The sequence below is a fragment of the Mesorhizobium sp. M0184 genome (genome assembly GCF_040322215.1).
In the GTDB taxonomy this organism is placed as follows: Bacteria; Pseudomonadota; Alphaproteobacteria; order Rhizobiales; family Rhizobiaceae; genus Mesorhizobium.
Genome location: NZ_JAMYSZ010000003.1, coordinates 1 through 16420, shown reverse-complemented (window position 1 = coordinate 16420; position 16420 = coordinate 1). Strand labels below are relative to the sequence as shown.

Annotated in this window: 14 protein-coding genes; all 14 read left to right on the top strand. The window is 63.0% G+C overall.

Features of this window, described 5'->3' with window-relative positions:
• Positions 1 to 21: 21 nt before the first annotated feature.
• On the top strand, positions 22 to 936 hold the full coding sequence (locus tag NKJ23_RS05010; RefSeq protein ID WP_352678750.1) for a sugar phosphate isomerase/epimerase family protein: 915 nt from the start codon (positions 22 to 24) through the stop codon (positions 934 to 936).
• Positions 937 to 973: 37 nt separating this feature from the next.
• Positions 974 to 1912: a sugar ABC transporter substrate-binding protein gene (locus tag NKJ23_RS05005; RefSeq protein ID WP_352452734.1), complete on the top strand. Its 939-nt coding sequence runs from the start codon at positions 974 to 976 to the stop codon at positions 1910 to 1912.
• A 61-nt stretch (positions 1913 to 1973) separates the two neighbouring features.
• Positions 1974 to 2978, top strand: a complete 1005-nt coding sequence (locus tag NKJ23_RS05000; protein WP_352452735.1) for an ABC transporter permease — start codon at positions 1974 to 1976, stop codon at positions 2976 to 2978.
• Positions 2975 to 3757 (top strand): ATP-binding cassette domain-containing protein, encoded by a 783-nt coding sequence (locus NKJ23_RS04995; protein ID WP_352679344.1) that lies wholly within the window; start codon positions 2975 to 2977, stop codon positions 3755 to 3757. Before NKJ23_RS05000 ends, NKJ23_RS04995 begins: the two co-directional genes overlap by 4 nt.
• Positions 3758 to 3791: 34 nt before the next feature.
• Entirely contained in the window at positions 3792 to 4973 is a 1182-nt protein-coding gene (locus NKJ23_RS04990) for an aldose 1-epimerase family protein (RefSeq protein ID WP_352678747.1), read from the top strand.
• Between the two features lie 91 nt (positions 4974 to 5064).
• Entirely contained in the window at positions 5065 to 6153 is a 1089-nt protein-coding gene (locus NKJ23_RS04985; protein ID WP_352678745.1) for a fatty acid desaturase family protein, read from the top strand.
• A gap of 44 nt (positions 6154 to 6197) precedes the next feature.
• Positions 6198 to 6512, top strand: coding sequence for a MocE family 2Fe-2S type ferredoxin (locus NKJ23_RS04980; RefSeq protein WP_352678743.1), 315 nt, complete (start codon positions 6198 to 6200; stop codon positions 6510 to 6512).
• Positions 6513 to 6549: 37 nt separating this feature from the next.
• Positions 6550 to 7350, top strand: a complete 801-nt coding sequence (locus tag NKJ23_RS04975; RefSeq protein ID WP_023675787.1) for a 3-methyl-2-oxobutanoate hydroxymethyltransferase — start codon at positions 6550 to 6552, stop codon at positions 7348 to 7350.
• 224 nt (positions 7351 to 7574) lie between these two features.
• Entirely contained in the window at positions 7575 to 9017 is a 1443-nt protein-coding gene (locus NKJ23_RS04970) for a DHA2 family efflux MFS transporter permease subunit (protein WP_352678741.1), read from the top strand.
• 280 nt (positions 9018 to 9297) lie between these two features.
• A complete protein-coding gene (locus tag NKJ23_RS04965; RefSeq protein ID WP_023675789.1) occupies positions 9298 to 10284 on the top strand; it encodes an ABC transporter permease in 987 nt (328 codons plus the stop codon).
• Positions 10285 to 10343: 59 nt separating this feature from the next.
• Entirely contained in the window at positions 10344 to 11369 is a 1026-nt protein-coding gene (locus tag NKJ23_RS04960; RefSeq protein ID WP_352678739.1) for a sugar ABC transporter substrate-binding protein, read from the top strand.
• 83 nt (positions 11370 to 11452) lie between these two features.
• Positions 11453 to 13576 (top strand): ABC transporter permease, encoded by a 2124-nt coding sequence (locus tag NKJ23_RS04955; RefSeq protein ID WP_352678738.1) that lies wholly within the window; start codon positions 11453 to 11455, stop codon positions 13574 to 13576.
• Positions 13573 to 14631 (top strand): SMP-30/gluconolactonase/LRE family protein, encoded by a 1059-nt coding sequence (locus NKJ23_RS04950; protein ID WP_352678736.1) that lies wholly within the window; start codon positions 13573 to 13575, stop codon positions 14629 to 14631. Before NKJ23_RS04955 ends, NKJ23_RS04950 begins: the two co-directional genes overlap by 4 nt.
• Entirely contained in the window at positions 14631 to 16127 is a 1497-nt protein-coding gene (locus NKJ23_RS04945; protein WP_352678733.1) for a sugar ABC transporter ATP-binding protein, read from the top strand. The genes NKJ23_RS04950 and NKJ23_RS04945 overlap by 1 nt, the downstream gene beginning before the upstream one ends.
• Positions 16128 to 16420 lie beyond the last annotated feature (293 nt).

Here is a 16420-nt window from a genome sequence, read left to right as displayed (position 1 = left end):
TTACAGGGAGGAATTCACACCATGATGCAGGCAGGTATTTTCACGGGTTATTTCCCGTATGGCCTCAAGGAAACCGCGCAGAAGATCCGTGCGCTCGATTTCAACACCGTGCAGCTCGACCTGCATTTCAGGGATATCGACCTTTCCGCCGGACAGATCACCAAGGACAAGGCCAAGACTGTCCGCGATGCGTTCCGCGACCACAATCTGCCGATCTGCTGTGTGTCGGGCTATACCAACATCATCCATCCGGACCTGGGCGAGCGCGAGCGGCGCGTCGGCCATTTGAAGGAGATCATCCGCAACGCACGCCATTTCGGCACCCCTTACGTGATCTCGGAAACCGGTACCTACAACACCGAGTCCGACTGGGTGCATCACCCGAAGAACAAGACCGAGGAAGGTTTTGAGGAATGCCGCAAGGTCATCGCCGACCTTGCCCAGACCGCCTATGACCACGGCGCGGTCTTCCTGCTCGAAACCTATGTCAACAATGTCGTCGGCTCGGTCGAAGAGACGGTGAGGATGTTCGCGCAGGTCGACCACCCAGGCCTCGGCCTGCTGATGGACCCGACCAACTATTTCGAAACGCACAACATCGACAGGATGGACCAGATCCTGAACCAGGTGTTCGACACGTTGACCGACAAGATCAAGATTGCCCACGCCAAGGACGTCAAGCGTTCCGGCGGCGACAAGTCGGAAAAGCACGCAGATATCGGCGACGAGGACGCGCTGGAGAGCCACACTTTCCGCGGCGTCGGCGAGATCGAGCTGCCGGCGCCCGGTCTCGGTTCGCTGAACTACGACCTCTATCTCAAGCGGCTGGCCGAAAAGCACCCGAACATCCCGGTCATCATCGAACATCTTTCGGAAGACGACGTGCCGCGCGCCAAGAAATTCCTCGACGGGAAATTCCGCGCCAACGGTCTGTGATGGCGCGGTTCGGCTACGAAACAAGGGAGGAAGAGAAATGTTGAAATTCGCGTTGAAAATCGCGGCTGCGGCGACCGTGCTCGCCGGCGTGACCATGGCCTCGGCGCTGGCACAGGACGCCCAGAAGACGTTCTACCTGCTGTCGCATGGCGGCCCGTCGGATGCCTTCTGGATCGACTGGAATGCCGGCGCCACCAAGGCCTGCGACCAGCTCAAGGTGACCTGCAAGATCTCGTTCAGCGGCGGCGACATGGCGGCGCAGAAGGAAGCCTTCAACTCGGCACTCGCCGCCAAACCGGACGGTATCGCCACCACCTCGGCGCAGCCCGGCCTGTGGACCGAGGAGGTCAAGGCAGCCAAGGCGGCCGGCATCCCGATCGTGTTCTTCAATACCGACGATCCGGCAACCGGCCGGCAGGCCTATGTCGGCGCCGACCTTAAGGAAGCCGGTGTCATCTGGGCGAAATATCTGGTCGACCACAAGATGGTGAAGCAGGGCGACAAGGTGTTCCTGCCGGTCGAAGTGCCGGGCGCCAGCTACCAGCAGCTCGAGACCGAAGGCATTGCCAGCGTCTTCGATCCGCTCGGCATCAAATATGATGTGGTCGATTGCGGCACCGATCCGGCCGGCATCATCGCCAAGATGACCGACTACATGGTGGCCAACAACCCGCCGGCGATCATCGCGCTCGGCGATTCCGTTGCGGCCAGCGTCAAGCGGGTGTTCGACGGCGCCGGCGTGCCGGCCGGCAAGATCCCGGTCGTCGGCTGGGGCAATTCGAAGGAAACGGCCGAGTCAGTGAAGTCTGGGTTCATCAACGCGGCTGCCTGGCAGTTTCCCTCGGCGCAAGGCTTCATGCCGGTGGCGCTGCTCGGGCTGGCCGCCGCTGGCGAACCGATCGGCTACGACATCCACACGTTCAGTCTCTACGACGCCTCGAGCGTCGAACCGATCCTGAAACTCTACAACAAGTGATTGGAACTGACGCTCGCCGCGCAGGCGGCGGGCGTCACCCTGAGATATGGTCGAAACAGTCATGACAATTGCCGCAGAAGAGGAAATGCCGCGTGCCAAACGCAGGTCGAGCCTGATGCGCTCGCCGCAGTTCTCTTCGCTCGTCATCCTGATTGTCCTGCTGGCGGTGTTCGCGATCGCCGACGCGAATTTCCTGTCGCCGCTCAACATCTCCAACATGATGGCGTTCCTGCCCGAGCTCGGCATCATCGCGCTCGGCATGACGCTGCTTCTGACGGCGGGCGAGTTCGACCTTTCGGTCGGTGCCGTATTCGGGCTGGCGCCGGTCGTCGTCATGCTGCTGGTGCAGAACGGCGGGTTTGATATTGGCGTCGCGCTGCTGGCCGGCCTGCTGCTCTGCATAGCGATCGGTGCGATCAACGGGCTGATCGTCACCAAGATCGGCATCTCGTCCTTCCTGGTGACACTGTCGATGTTGCTCGTCGTGCGTGGGGCAGCGCTTTACATCACGCAAGGATTTCCGCTGAAATCCTGGGACCAGCCGGGCTTCTTCGTAACGCTGCTGGCCGGCAGCTTCAATATCGGAACGTTCCGTTTCTATACCTCGCTGTGGTGGTTCATCGGCCTGTCGCTACTGGCGATCTATGTGCTGCGCTACGCCAAGCTCGGCAACTGGATCAGTGCTATCGGCTCGAACCGTAACGCTGCCGTGGCGCGCGGCGTGCCGGCCGATGCGGTCAAGATCTGGCTGTTCATCCTGACCTCGGTACTTGCCGGTCTCGCCGGCATGATCAGCGCCTTTCGCATCTCTGCCGCCTCGCCGGTGGCAGGCACCGGGTACGAGCTCGAAGTGATCGCCATGGTGGTGGTCGGCGGCACTGCGCTGACCGGTGGACGCGGCACCATTTTAGGCACCATCGTCGGCGCGCTGATGCTGCGCAGCATCCGCAACGGCATCGTGCTGATCGGCGTGCCTGGGCTCGCCTACAACATCTTCGTCGGCGTCATCATCCTTGCCATGCTCATCCTGCACGCTCTGCTGCAGAAGAACGCCGCCAGGAGCTGACCATGGAAGTGCTTCGGCTGCAGAATTTGCAAAAGTCCTTCGGCAGCGTCCGCGCCCTGAAGAGCGCCTCCTTCACGCTCAACGAGGGCGAAGTGGTGGCCTTGCTCGGTGACAACGGCGCCGGCAAATCGACGCTGATCAAGGCGATCTCGGGCGTGTTTCCCGTCGACCGCGGCGATATCTATGTGCGCGGCGAGAAAGTCTCCATCCGCTCGACGCGCGATGCGATGGATCTCGGCATCGAGACCATCCACCAGGACACCTCGCTGGCTCCCGATCTCAGCATCGCGCGCAATCTTTTCCTCGGCCGCGAGCCGGTCAATCTCAAATGGCTTGGCGTGTTCGCGCCGCTCGATCTCGCTCGATTGCGCGATGCTGCGTCGGCTCTATTGAAGCGCGTCGGCATCTCGAAGAAACTCGACGCCGATGCGCTGGTCAGCACGCTGTCAGGCGGCGAGCGTCAGTCGATCGCCATCTCGCGCGCCATGCAGTTCGCCGCCAAGGTCATCATCCTCGACGAGCCGACCAACAATCTCGGCGTCGAGGAAACGCACGGCGTGCTGCGCTTCGTCAAGGAGGTGCGCGATGCCGGTCACTCGGTGCTTTTGATCACCCACAACATCCATCACGTCTTCCAGGTCGCTGACCGCATCATCGTTATGCGCCGTGGCGAGATCGTCGCCGAGCAGACCGTCGCCGATACCGACCTGCTGACCGTGGAAAGCATCATCACCGGCGCCGACATGTCGGCCCTGCTCAAGGAGACGAGAGCGAAGTGAAGGACGGGAGCAAAGTGAAAGAACTGGCCGTCACATGGTAGAGCTTTACGGCAAGACGCTGTCGCGCCGGCAGGTCTCGGAACGCTCGGGCATGCTGTCGCAGTTCGCCGGCGTGCGGCTGATGACGCTTGGCGACGGCGTCGAGCGCGGCATCCGCATGCTCGAATTCCGCACCGGCTCCGGCCTGCGCTTCACCGCGCTGGTCGACCGGGCGCTCGATATCGCCGATTGCGATTTCAGGGGCCAGGCGATCGGCTGGCACTCGCCGAGCGGTTTTCGCCATCCCGGCCTGCACGAATATGAAGGCGAGGAGGGATTGGCGTGGGCGCGATCGTTCTCCGGCCTTCTGCTGACCTGCGGCCTCGACCATATATTGTTCATGAACGAAGTACCGGCCGATACCTACAACTACCCGCCGAAGAAGACGGTGCGCCATTCGCTGCACGGCCGCGTCAGCACCATTCCGGCGCGGCTGACCGGCTATGGCGAGACCTGGGACGGCGACCGCTGCGTGTTGTGGGCCGAAGGCATCGTCCAGCAATCGACGGTATTCGGTGAAGATCTGCATCTGCTGCGGCGGATCGAGGCCGATGTCGGCGGCAACGAGATCCGGCTTTCGGACCGTGTCGTCAATCACGGCTTCAACCGGACGCCGCATATGTATTTCTACCACATCAATGTCAGTCATCCGGTGCTCGACGAGGGCGCGCGCTACCTGGCGCCGATCCGCGACGTCATCTGGGCAGACCATGCCGGCGAGCGCTATGAAGCGCAGAAGGTCGGCTACCGCACGGTGCCGGCTCCGCAACCGGGGTTCAAGGAACAGGTCTGGCAGCACGAGCTCGGCGCCGACAGCGCCGGCGAAGTGCCGGTGGCGGTGGTCAACGATAGGCTCGGCCTCGGCTTCGAGGTGGTCACGCGCAAGGACCAATTGCCCTGCGCCTATCAATGGCAGAATTTCCAGGCCGGGCAGTACGCGCTTGGCATCGAGCCGTCGACGCATCATGTGCTTGGGAATCTGGCCGCGCGCGAACGCGGCGAGATGATTTGGCTGGAGCACGGCGAGAGCCGCTCCTACGATGCCGTGTTCCGGGTTCTCGACGGGGCCGGCGAGATCGCCGATGCGGAGAGCCGGATCGCGGCAATCGCCAGGCAGCCGCGAGAGGACTACCCGCAGCCGTCGGGCCGTTTTCCTGTTCTTGGAGGCAGGTCGTGATAATGGCGAACAAGATACGGGACACCAGTTGGGAGGCTGGCTCCGGCCGGAGCAGGGAGGGCTCGCGGCAGATCGGGAATCGGAGGTCACAATGGCTGGCACGGTAAAGCGCGATTACAGCCTGGTCGGCGAAAGCACGCGCAGGGCGATCGAGACGGGACTGGCCTCGGCGGAGTGGTACAACACGGATGTCCCTCGCAAGGCGATCAAGGAGCTGATGCAGCGCTCAGACGGCCCGGCGATCCGCGACACGATCATCTGGATCGTCGCCATCCTCGGCTCCGCCGCCGGCGCCATCTATTTCTGGGGCACCTGGTGGTGCGTGCCGTTCTTCTTCGTCTACGGCGTGCTCTACGGCTCCTCCAGCGACTCGCGCTGGCACGAATGCGGCCATGGCACTGCCTTCCGCACGCGCTGGATGAACGATGTCGTCTACCAGATCGCCAGCTTCATGCTGATGCGCAACCCGGTGACCTGGCGCTGGAGCCATGCCCGGCACCATACAGACACGATCATCGTCGGCCGCGACGCCGAGATCGCCGTGATGCGCCCGCCGGACCTTTTGCGTGCGGCGCTGGCTTTCACCGGCATCCTTGATTTTCGCTATTCGCTTCCGGCGCTGGTACGCCAGGCGTTCGGCAAGCTGACGCCCGACGAGAAAAGCTACGTTCCCGAGATGGAACAGCACAAGGCCGTCATCGCGGCGCGCTGGCATATTGCCATCTATATCGCCACGATAGCACTCGCCCTCTACATGCAGTCGTGGGTGCCGGTGGTGCTCATCGGCGTGCCGCGCCTCTACGGCACCTGGCACATGGTGATGACCGGCCTGCTGCAACACATCGGTCTGGCCGACAACGTCGTCGATCACCGGCTCAACACCCGTACCGTGTACATGAACCCGATCAGCCGGTTTATCTACTGGAACATGAACTACCACGTCGAGCACCACATGTTTCCGATGGTGCCCTATCACGCGCTGCCCAAGCTGCATGAATTGATCAAGCACGATCTGCCGGAGCCGAACCCGTCGATATGGCATGCCTATCGCGAGGTCTGGCCTGTCCTGCTCAGGCAGCTCAAATACGAGGATCATTTCCTCAAGCGCGAACTGCCGCCAACGGCTAGGCCCTATCGTGGCGAGTTCCACGAAGTGAACATGTCGGCGGCGGCTGAATAGGCACCGCACCGGCGCCATGCAGAAAATTTCAGGAGAGATATAGAATGGCCGATTGGGTCGAAGCGTGCGCCGTGGACGATGTCGAAGAGGAAGACGTCATTCGCTTCGACCATGGCGGCCGCACCTTCGCGATTTACCGCTCGCCGGACGATGAATTCTTCGCCACCGACGGGTTTTGTACGCATGAGAAGGCGCATCTGGCCGATGGGCTTGTCATTGACGACATCATCGAATGCCCAAAGCACAATGGCCGCTTCAATTACAAGACCGGCCAGGCGAAGGGCGCTCCCGTTTGCGTCAATCTCGCGACCTATCCAGTCAAGGTCGAAGCTGGCAAGGTGATGATCCAGATCGCCTGACCGGCCTTCTGTCACGTAGCAAAGGGGACCAAAATCCATGAGCCGGAAAAGACCGACCGTCGCAGACCTGCGGGCCATGAAGGGCAAGCGGCAGCTGACGATGCTGCGCGTGCTGACGATGGACGAGGCCGAGGCCGCCGAACGCGCCGGCGTCGATATCGTCTCGGTGCCGCCGGAGCTGGTGCTCAATCCGCAATATCGCGATGCGGCACCCAGCCTGTTCACCATGCCGGGCGAGAATTTCTTCGAGATCGGCACCGCCGATGATTTCGTCCGCTGGGCGTTCCGGCTCTACAAGGCCAGCGCCGATGCGGTCTATTGCAGCGCCGGCTATGCCACCATCAAGCGGATGGCCGACGACGCCATTCCGGTAATCGGCCATGTCGGCCTCATCCCGTCACGCGCCACCTGGACCGGCGGCTTCAAGGCTGTCGGCAAGACCGCCGACACCGCCATGCAGGTGTTCGAAGCGGTGAAGCAACTGGAGGCCGCCGGCGCGATCGGCGCCGAGATCGAAGTGGTGCCGGTGGAAGTGGCCAAGGCGATCTCGGAACGGACGTCGCTGATCATGCTGTCGATGGGAGCGGGCACCGGCTGTGACGCGCAATATCTGTTCGCCGACGACATCCTCGGCCAGAACCGTGGCCACATGCCGCGCCATTCCAAGGTCTATCGCAATTTCGCCGCCGAATACGATCGCCTGCAGGCCGAACGCATCGCCGCTTTTTCCGAATATGTCGCCGATGTGAACAGCCTGGCGTATCCCGAAGACAGGCACGTCGTGCACATGGACCCGGACCAGCTCAGCCTGTTCCTGGAGAAGATCGAAGCCGCATGAGATACGCCGGCCGGCACAAAGCGTCATCGCGGATCGTAAAAGGCCGGTTCGGCGCCAGGGCCAGGTCATCGCATGGCCGGCTGCGATGCCACACGAAAGTTTGTTGGACCAGGTCTGGACGGCACCGGCCAGATGCTGTTGAAACCGGTGCGTCATCGGTTTGCCGGACAATGGTGCGGTTGCCGATGGAGCGGGTGAAAATTCCCCTTCGGACAGTTCTGCGCATGACCGCCATTCCCGAAAACAAAGCCTTGCCCGAAACCGCGCCGGCGGCGCGGCAAGCTCGGCGGGTGGCGCTGATCGTCGCCGTCGCCTTTTTCATGCAGCTTCTGGATTCGACCATCATCTCGACCTCGCTGCCGCAGATGGGAGAATCCTTCGGCGTGCCGGCGGTGGCGATGAGCATCGGCATCACCGTTTATATGCTGACCATGGCGGTGTTCGTGCCGCTGTCCGGCTGGCTTGCCGACCGTTTTGGCGCGCGCAACATCTTCCTCGTGGCGATCGCCCTGTTCACGCTGGCCTCGCTCGTTTGCGGCATCTCACAGAACCTGGCCGAGTTCGTCGCCGCACGCGCGGTTCAGGGCCTGGGCAGCGCGCTGATGACGCCGGTCGGCCGCATCCTGGTGCTGCGCAACGCGCCGAAATCCGAGCTTCTCAACGCCACGGCGCTGATCACCTGGCCGGCGCTGTTTGCGCCGGTGGTCGGGCCGGTGCTTGGCGGCTTCATCACCACTTATCTCTCCTGGCACTGGAATTTCTTCATCAACATTCCGCTTGGGGTTGCCGGTTTGGCGCTGGTTGCCCGCTTCATTCCTGGGGACCGCGAAGCTGGGGCCAAGCCGCTCGACTGGCCGGGCTTCCTGCTGACCTCGGTAGGGCTCGCCGCGATGCTCTATGGCCTCGAGCGCATCGCGCATCCGCAAGAGGGTGTGTTGCCGACCGTGGCACTGCTCGGCACGGGCATTTTGGTCGGCTGGCTGGCGGTGCGGCATCTGGGAAGCGCCAACCATCCGCTGCTCGATCTCACAGCTTTCAAGGTGCAGACCTTCGCCATCTCGACGCTGTCGGCCGGCACGATCTTCCGGATCGCCATCAACGCCACGCCATTCCTGCTGCCGCTTTTGTTCCAGGTCGGCTTCGGCCTGAGCCCGGTCGATGCTGGCATGATGATCCTGGCCTATTTTCTCGGTAATCTCGGTATGAAGGCGGTGACGACGCCGACGCTGAGGCGCTTCGGTTTCCGTTCGGTGCTGATCGTCAACGGGGTGATCGCCTCCTTGTCGATCATGGCCTGCGCGGCGCTTTCGCCGCAGACGCCGCAAGCGTTGGTGGTGGTGCTGATGCTGATCGCCGGCCTTTCGCGATCGATGCAGTTCACCGCACTCAACACGCTGGCCTTCGCCGATGTGGCCTCACCGCAGCGTAGTTCGGCGGCGACATTGTCCAGCATGCTGCAGCAGGTGGCGATGCTGTTCGGCGTGGCGGTTGCGGCGGCACTGCTCAACCTGTCACAGATCGCCAGGGGCGCGGCAGCGCTCGATCTCGTCGACTTCCGCCTTGCCTTCCTGGTGATCGGCGCAATCGGGCTCGTCGCCTCGTTCCGCTTTCTGGCGTTGGCGAAGGCCGCCGGCGCCGAGGTCTCGGGCCATGTTTCGCGGATTTGACGCGGGAATCCAGCGGCGATCGCGGACATAAATTCTGCCTGCTTCGCTCGTTGTGGAACAAACTTTTGCGAGCGGTTCGATTGGCACGGTTAATTGCAAAAGTGCTTGAGTTCCTGGCATTGCGCCAGCCTCGCCAATCGGCGCGTCCAACCGCAGAATTTCCTCGCAAGCCGGCCTGCAATGCGCGGATTCATTTGACGAATTGGTCTTGAGCCGATTAGCTTTCGTTCCGATGGCCGCAGAGGGAGCAGGGCGTAGCCATCGCGGGTGAAAGCGGGCAATGAACGCGACCGGCTGGCTAAACTGGAGAAGCCTGAACCAGGAGGGCATTGTCTTTGCCATCGCGGTTGTGCTGTTCATTGCCGCCGCCATCGGACTGCCTGGTTTTATCAACTCGAACAATCTCGTTGCGATCGTGCGCTCGGTCTCGGTGCTGGGCATATTGGCGCTCGGCATGGCGGTCGTCATTATCGGCAGGGGCATCGACCTGTCGGCGGTGGCGATCATGGCGATGTCGGTCGCCTGGTATCTGCAACTGCTGAATTCGGGAACATCCGACGGGCTGGCCTTCGCCTATGTGCTCGCTGGCGTTCTCGCCATCGGGCTGTTGAACGGAATCCTGGTCGCCTACGCCGAGGTTCCGGCGATCTTCGTGACGCTGGCGACCGCATCCTTCGTCTTCGGCTATGTGCGCTCACAATTGATCACACAGGACGCCGTGCCGGTGCCGCCCGGCCATTGGGTCGAGCTTCTGGGCGGGCTGCGTTTCCTCGACATCCCGGTCGAGGTCTTTGTCTTCGCCGGGCTGGCTTTCGCCTTTTTCCTGTTCCTGCGCTACACCAAATGGGGTCGCTACGTCTATTTCGCCGGCGACAACCCGGTTGCCGCGCGCAACATCGGCATTCCAGTGCGCCCGATGCTGGTGCTGCGCTACGTGCTGTCGGCCCTGGTCTCGCTGGTGGCCGGCCTGCTCACCGCCGCCAGCCTGCATTCGATCAACACCCGCATCGTCAATTCCACGCTGCTCTACGACATCGTGCTGGTGGCGGTGATAGGCGGCATCGGTCTGTCTGGCGGGCGGGGCGGGGTGCGCAACGTGCTGGTGGGTGCCGCGCTGATCGGCATCCTGCTCAATGCGATGACCATCATCGACATTCCGCTGCTCTATCAGAACCTGATCAAGGCCGCGATCCTGCTGGCGGCGATCATCGTCGATGGGTTCATCAATCCGCGCGACGAGCAGACCGCGCAGCAAGGCGACATTTAGACTGACGCGAACGGTTGGGGCCGGCCGCGAACGACAACGACCAAACCAGAGGATGTGACATGAAAATCATCAGGACGTTTATGGCTGCCGCGGCAGCGCTTGCCGCCTCCGCATTCGTGGCGCCAGGCTTCGCGGCCGAAGATCCGGGTCCGGGCGCCTATTCGCAAGCACTCAAGGGCAAGCGCGTGATGCTGGTACCGATGGCGATGGGCTTCGACCTGGCACAGGGCTGGGCGCATTACCTGAAGACGGAGGTCGAGGCCTGGGGCGGCGTGTTCGAGACGCGTGACCCGAACTGGGTGGTCGATGCCGGCGCGCAGGCGATAACCGACGCAATCTCGTCGGACACCAGGCCGGACGTGCTGATCATCCATTCGCCCGACCTCAACTCCTATGCCAAGCTGATGAAGAAGGCGCAGGCCGCAGGCACCTATGTGCTTTTGGTCGACAATCCGGCGAACTTCCCGGCCGATGCCTTTGTAGGCAGCGACTGGGATCGGCTCGGCCAGCTGGAAGCCGAAGCGGCGATCAAGGGTTGTGGGCCGAACTCGTCCAAGAAGATCGGGCTGGTGCAGGGCGACCAGGCCAACTCGTCGAGCCTCTACCAATATGCCGGCATCATGAAGGTGCTGGACAAGAACCCCGACTTCAAGGTCGTGGCCAAGCCTGACTCCAACTGGGATGCGACGACCTCGCGCAACGTGACGACGACGATGCTGCAGCAGAACCCCGACATCTGCGCCATCATCGATTTCTGGGACGGCGACGCGACCGGCGCATCTGCTGCGATCCGCGATGCCAAGCTCGAGGGCAAAGTCTTTCTGGTCACCACCGGCGGTGGCGAAAAGACCGCCGACTGCGACAAGCTGCAGGACGGCACCTATGGCGCGGTGGTGATGACCGACCTTGCCCGCCAGTCGGGCGACATCAACGCCGTCATCAAGTTCCTGTTGCAGAGTGGCCAGCCGGCCGGCACCTCGCACACCTACATCTACACGCTGGAGAAGGCGACAACCAAGGCCGACCTCAAGCCAGACAGCTGCTGGGACTTGAAAGCACTGCAAGCCCAAGCTGCGGCCAAGTAAACCGCGGGTCCGTTGCAAGCATCGACGAGGTGGCCGGACCGGGTTCGGCCGCCTCTTTCTCTCTTGAGTGGCAGCAGCAACCGATGTCCTTTCGCGAACGCCTTCAATCCTGGCGCTACAATCTCGTGCCCGACCACCTCGTCGGCGAGATCCTCAGCAAACGCTGGACCGACAACGCCATTCCGTTCCTGGCGCTGGTGGCGACGCTCGGCGTGTTCGGTTCGATCATTCCCGGCTTCTTCAAGCCGATGTCGCTGCAGGAATCGACCCGCCAGCTCGGCGAATTCTCGCTGGTCGTCACCGGTATGACGGTGGTCATGCTTGGCGGCGGCATCGACCTTTCGGTCGGCTCGATCTTCGCGCTGTCCTGCTTTTCCGCCGTGTTCGTCTTCTTCATCCTCGAACAATCGGTGTGGTTGGCGCTGGCCGCCTCGATCGCCACCGGCCTGCTGTTCGGCGCGATCAACGGTTACCTGATCGGCTATTTCAGGCTGCGCGCGTTCCTGACGACGCTGGTCACCTTCATTTTCGGGCGGGCGCTGTTCGACATTTTAGTCACCACTTATGCCGCCGACGTCCAGCTTTCCGATGCCACATCGGATGTGCTGGACTTCATCGGCGACGACACCTTCTGGGGCCTGTCGGTTGCGGTGTGGGCGGCGATTATCCTGGCGATTATTACGCATGTCGCGCTGACGCGCTCGCGGCCCGGCTGGCATGTGCAGGCGGTGGGCGGGTCGCGGCGATCGGCCCACAATGCCGGCATCCGCGTGCGCCGCACCGTATTCATGACCTATGTGTTTTCCGGCTTCTGCGCCTCGCTCGGCGGCTTCCTCATCGCCTGCCGGCTGAGCGGGGCAGGGCCGGGCACCGGCCTCAACCTCGAGGTCATGGCACTGACAGCGGCGGTCGTCGGCGGCGTCAGCCTGGGCGGCGGTCGCGGTTCGGTGATCAAGGGGCTGATGGGCGCGATCATCGTGCTGACCATGACCAACGGGCTGATCCGGCTGGGCTATGGTACCGGCACCAACCAGATGGTGCTGGGCATCATGCTGGCCGTCGCCGTCACCATCGACATTCGCTGGCTGAAGAACCGCCACAAGGTTCTGGACGAGGTCTATGTCGCACCGGTCTACCTGAAGATGGGGGCAACGCAGTCGGCGGCACCGGGTTCGGGCACCCCTTACGAACTCGACAACCGATTGTCGGAGGCCGACCATATCGGGCTCGGCGAGCTGGAAGGGCCGGAAGACGTCATCCTCGACCGCGACGACCATCTCTATTGCGGCACCAGGCATGGCGAGATCGTCCGCTTCTTCGCGCCGGACTACAAACGCTCGGAGGTCTTTGCCCATATTGGCGGCTTTCCGCTCGGCCTGGCCTTCGACAAGACAGGCAATCTGATCAGCTGCGTTGGCGCGATGGGGCTTTATTCGGTCTCGCCGCAGCGCGAGGTGAAGCGGCTTTCGGCGGAAACGTCGCGCTCCTGGACCTCGATCGTCGACGATGCGCGGCTGCGCGACCCCAATGATTGCGACATCGCGCCGGACGGCCGCATCTACTTCACCGATTCCACCAAGCGCTATGACGCGCACGACTGGGCGCTGGACTCGATCGAGAACCGCGCCACGGGGCGGCTGCTCGTCTATGATCCGAAGGACGGTTCGACCAAGACATTGCTCGACGGCTACCGTTACACCAACGGCGTGTGCATGGCGCATGACGGCAAGTCGCTGTTTTTTGCCGAAAGCTGGGCCTGCCGCGTGCATCGATATTGGCTGGAAGGGCCGAAAGCAGGCAGCGCCGAATGCGTCATCCGCGACATGCCGGGCTACCCCGACAACATCAACCGAGCGTCGGACGGCAATTACTGGATGGCCTGGCTCGGCATGCGCACGCCGAGCTTCGACCTGTCGCTGCGCCATCCCGACATGCGCAAGCGCATGACGCGCCGGCTGCCGCAGGACGAATGGCTGTTCCCCAACATCAACACCGGCGGTGTGGTGAAATTCAACGAGAAGGGCGGCATCGTCGAGGCGATGGGCGACCTGTCGGGCGCCGCTCACCCGATGGTCACCTCGGTGCGCGAGCACAAGGGTTTTCTGTTCGTCGGCGGTATCCTCAACAATCGGATCGGCCGCTACCGGATTGCCGGGGCCGACCCGAACTGGACCAGCCCCGCTTCTTACTGGGGGGCGAAGGCATGATGCTGGACCCGATCCTCGACATCTTCCGCGGCAAGGCGGTGACGATCCCGCCGCTCGACGGCGCCTTCAGGCCGAACACGCTGCTGGACGATGTTGCGGCCTTCGCCGAACTGCTCGAGCCCGATAATCTGCTGGTCGCCGACGGCCGGCTGCTGGCGTCCAGCGGCAATGCCGTCTACGCGCTCGCCGCCGGTGGCGCGCCTGTTCTGGTCGAGACATTTCCGGCCGCGGTCACCGCGCTCGCGCGCTCGCCCGCCGGCGAACTGACGGTCGGGCTCGAAAGCGGCAGGCTGCTGATTGCAGGCAAGGAGGCCGCCCTGCCGGCCGAGATCCGCTGCATAACAGCACTCGCCTACGCAGAAGATGGCACGCTTTGGCTGGCCAATGGCTCGGCCGAACACGCGCCGTTGGAATGGGCCGCCGATCTGATGAAGAAGGGTGCGTCGGGTTCGCTGTGGAGGCGCGATCCGGCAGGCAGCGAATTCCGCAAGCTCGCCGGTGACATCGCCTTTCCCTATGGGCTGCATCCAACCGGCAAGGACGTGTTGGTCGGCGAGAGCTGGCGGCACCAACTCGTCCGCTTCGACGGCGCGACAGGCAGCCGCTCGACGGTGCTGGCGCATCTGCCCGGCTATCCCGCGCGGCTATCGCCCGCTGCCGATGGCGGTGCCTGGCTGGCGCTGTTTGCGCCCCGCAACCGTTTGATCGAATTCGTGCTGCAGGAAAAGCACTATCGAAACGACATGCTGGCGCAAGTGTCGCCGCAACACTGGATCGCGCCGGCACTCGCCTCCAACCGCAGCTTCCTCGAGCCGCTGCAATGCGGCGGCATCCGCACCATGGGCATCCACAAGCCATGGTCGCCGAGCCGCTCCTACGGGCTGGTGGTCAGGCTCGATCGGGACATGCGGCCGCAGTACAGCCTGCACAGCCGCGCCAACGGCACGCGCCACGGCATCTGCAGCGTGGCGGAGACAGACGGTCGCCTGTTCATTGCCTCGAAAGGCGGCGATTGCCTGCTGGCCATCGATCTGGCTTCAGGAGGGCATCGCTGATGGAACCGATCGTCCGCCTGGAAAACGTGACCAAGACCTATCGCGGTGTGCCTGCGGTGAAGAATGTCAGCTTCGATCTGCGCAAGGGCGAGATCCACGCGCTGCTCGGCGAGAACGGTGCAGGAAAATCAACGCTGACCAAGGTCATCGCCGGCGTCGTCGATGCGACATCGGGAAAGATGTTCCACAGGGGGCAGGAGATCGCCTACGCCTCGCCGCATGCGGCACTTGAAGCCGGCATCGCCATGGTGTTCCAGGAAACCAGCCTGGTGCCGTCGATGACGGTGGCGCAGAACCTCTATCTCGGCACGGAGAGCTTTCTCAACCGGCTGCGCGGCACCTACATCTCGGCGCAGCAGTTCCTGCAGTCGCTGAATTTTCCCGTCGATCCCAATGCCATGGTGGCGACGCTGGGCGCGGCCAAGCGGCAGATGGTCGAGATCGCGCGTGCCGTCCACCACAATGCCGAGATCATCATCTTCGACGAGCCGACGGCGACGCTGACGCCAGAGGAAAAGCGGCACTTCTTCGCGCTGATCCGCCGGCTCAAGGCAAGGGGCGTGTCGATCGTCTTCATCAGCCATGCGCTCGAAGAGGCGCTTGATATCGCCGACCGCATCACCATCCTGCGCGACGGCGAGCTGGTGATCACCGACGATACCGCCGCTTTCGATCGCGACAGGATCGTCGCGGCGATGGTCGGGCGCACGCTGTCGGGGCAGCTCTACAGCCAGCGCGACGAGACCAAGCTGCGCAAGCCCGGCAAGAAGGTGCTGTCGGTGCAGGACATCTCGATGAGCAATGTCGTGCGCAACAATTCCTTCTCGATCTTCGAGGGCCAGATCACCGGCGTGTTCGGGCTGATCGGCTCGGGCCGCACCGAGACGTTCAAGATCGTCTCCGGCATCTACAAGCGCGACTTCCTGCGCGGCGGCAGCATCGAACTGCACGACCGGCCGGTGCGCTATCTCGTGCCGAGCGAGGCGGTGGCGGACGGCATCGTCTATGTCACCGAAGATCGCAAAAGCGAGGGGATTTTCGAGACGATGGACGTCGCCGAGAACCTGTTCGGCGGCTTTTTGGCGGCGGGGCGGGAAAAGAGCTGGGTAATCAATGCGCAGGAGATGCGGGCGCTGTCGGCCGAATGGACCAGGACGCTGAACGTCAAGGCGATCATCGACAACGCCCGCGTGGTCGAGCTTTCCGGCGGCAACCAGCAGAAGGTGGTGATCGGCAAGGGGCTGGTGCAGAAGCCGCGCATCGTCATCTTCGACGAACCGACGCGCGGCGTCGATGTCGGCGCCATCGCCGAGATCCACCAGATCATCAACCGCCTGGCCGACGAGGGCCTGGCCGTCGTCGTCATCTCGTCCTACCTGCCGGAGATCATGAACCTGTCCGACCGCATCCTGGTCTGCCGGCAAGGCCGCATCGTCGAGGAGTTCTCGCCGGCCGAGGCGACGGAGGAGAAGATCATGTACGCGGCCGTGCATTAGGTTCCTGGGCGCGGAAGGTTGACATTGGGATGGTTTTTGCGCCGGCGGATCATACACTTTGGAGATTGGCCGAGGCGCCCGTCGTTTCGTCATCCTGGGGCGAAGCAAGGAGCGAAGCGACGCGGCGCAGACCCCAGGATCCATGCCGCTACATCAGAGCGCTGCTGCGGCGCAGAATTCTGTTTCGCTGCGTTCTTCGGCTAAGGTCACGGCATGATGGGGTGGACGGCGCCCGACGGCATCGGATGTGCCAGAATGAGTTCGTTGAGATCTCAAACAAGGGAGCCGTCCGT

Bases quoted from the DNA above. Each gene is read 5' to 3' on its own strand.
- NKJ23_RS05010 (WP_352678750.1), top strand. From the start codon at position 22: ATGATGCAGGCAGGTATTTTCACGGGTTATTTCCCGTATGGCCTCAAG.
- NKJ23_RS05005 (WP_352452734.1), top strand. From the start codon at position 974: ATGTTGAAATTCGCGTTGAAAATCGCGGCTGCGGCGACCGTGCTCGCC.
- NKJ23_RS05000 (WP_352452735.1), top strand. From the start codon at position 1,974: ATGACAATTGCCGCAGAAGAGGAAATGCCGCGTGCCAAACGCAGGTCG.
- NKJ23_RS04990 (WP_352678747.1), top strand. From the start codon at position 3,792: ATGGTAGAGCTTTACGGCAAGACGCTGTCGCGCCGGCAGGTCTCGGAA.
- NKJ23_RS04985 (WP_352678745.1), top strand. From the start codon at position 5,065: ATGGCTGGCACGGTAAAGCGCGATTACAGCCTGGTCGGCGAAAGCACG.
- NKJ23_RS04980 (WP_352678743.1), top strand. From the start codon at position 6,198: ATGGCCGATTGGGTCGAAGCGTGCGCCGTGGACGATGTCGAAGAGGAA.
- NKJ23_RS04975 (WP_023675787.1), top strand. From the start codon at position 6,550: ATGAGCCGGAAAAGACCGACCGTCGCAGACCTGCGGGCCATGAAGGGC.
- NKJ23_RS04970 (WP_352678741.1), top strand. From the start codon at position 7,575: ATGACCGCCATTCCCGAAAACAAAGCCTTGCCCGAAACCGCGCCGGCG.
- NKJ23_RS04965 (WP_023675789.1), top strand. From the start codon at position 9,298: ATGAACGCGACCGGCTGGCTAAACTGGAGAAGCCTGAACCAGGAGGGC.
- NKJ23_RS04960 (WP_352678739.1), top strand. From the start codon at position 10,344: ATGAAAATCATCAGGACGTTTATGGCTGCCGCGGCAGCGCTTGCCGCC.
- NKJ23_RS04955 (WP_352678738.1), top strand. From the start codon at position 11,453: ATGTCCTTTCGCGAACGCCTTCAATCCTGGCGCTACAATCTCGTGCCC.
- NKJ23_RS04950 (WP_352678736.1), top strand. From the start codon at position 13,573: ATGATGCTGGACCCGATCCTCGACATCTTCCGCGGCAAGGCGGTGACG.
- NKJ23_RS04945 (WP_352678733.1), top strand. From the start codon at position 14,631: ATGGAACCGATCGTCCGCCTGGAAAACGTGACCAAGACCTATCGCGGT.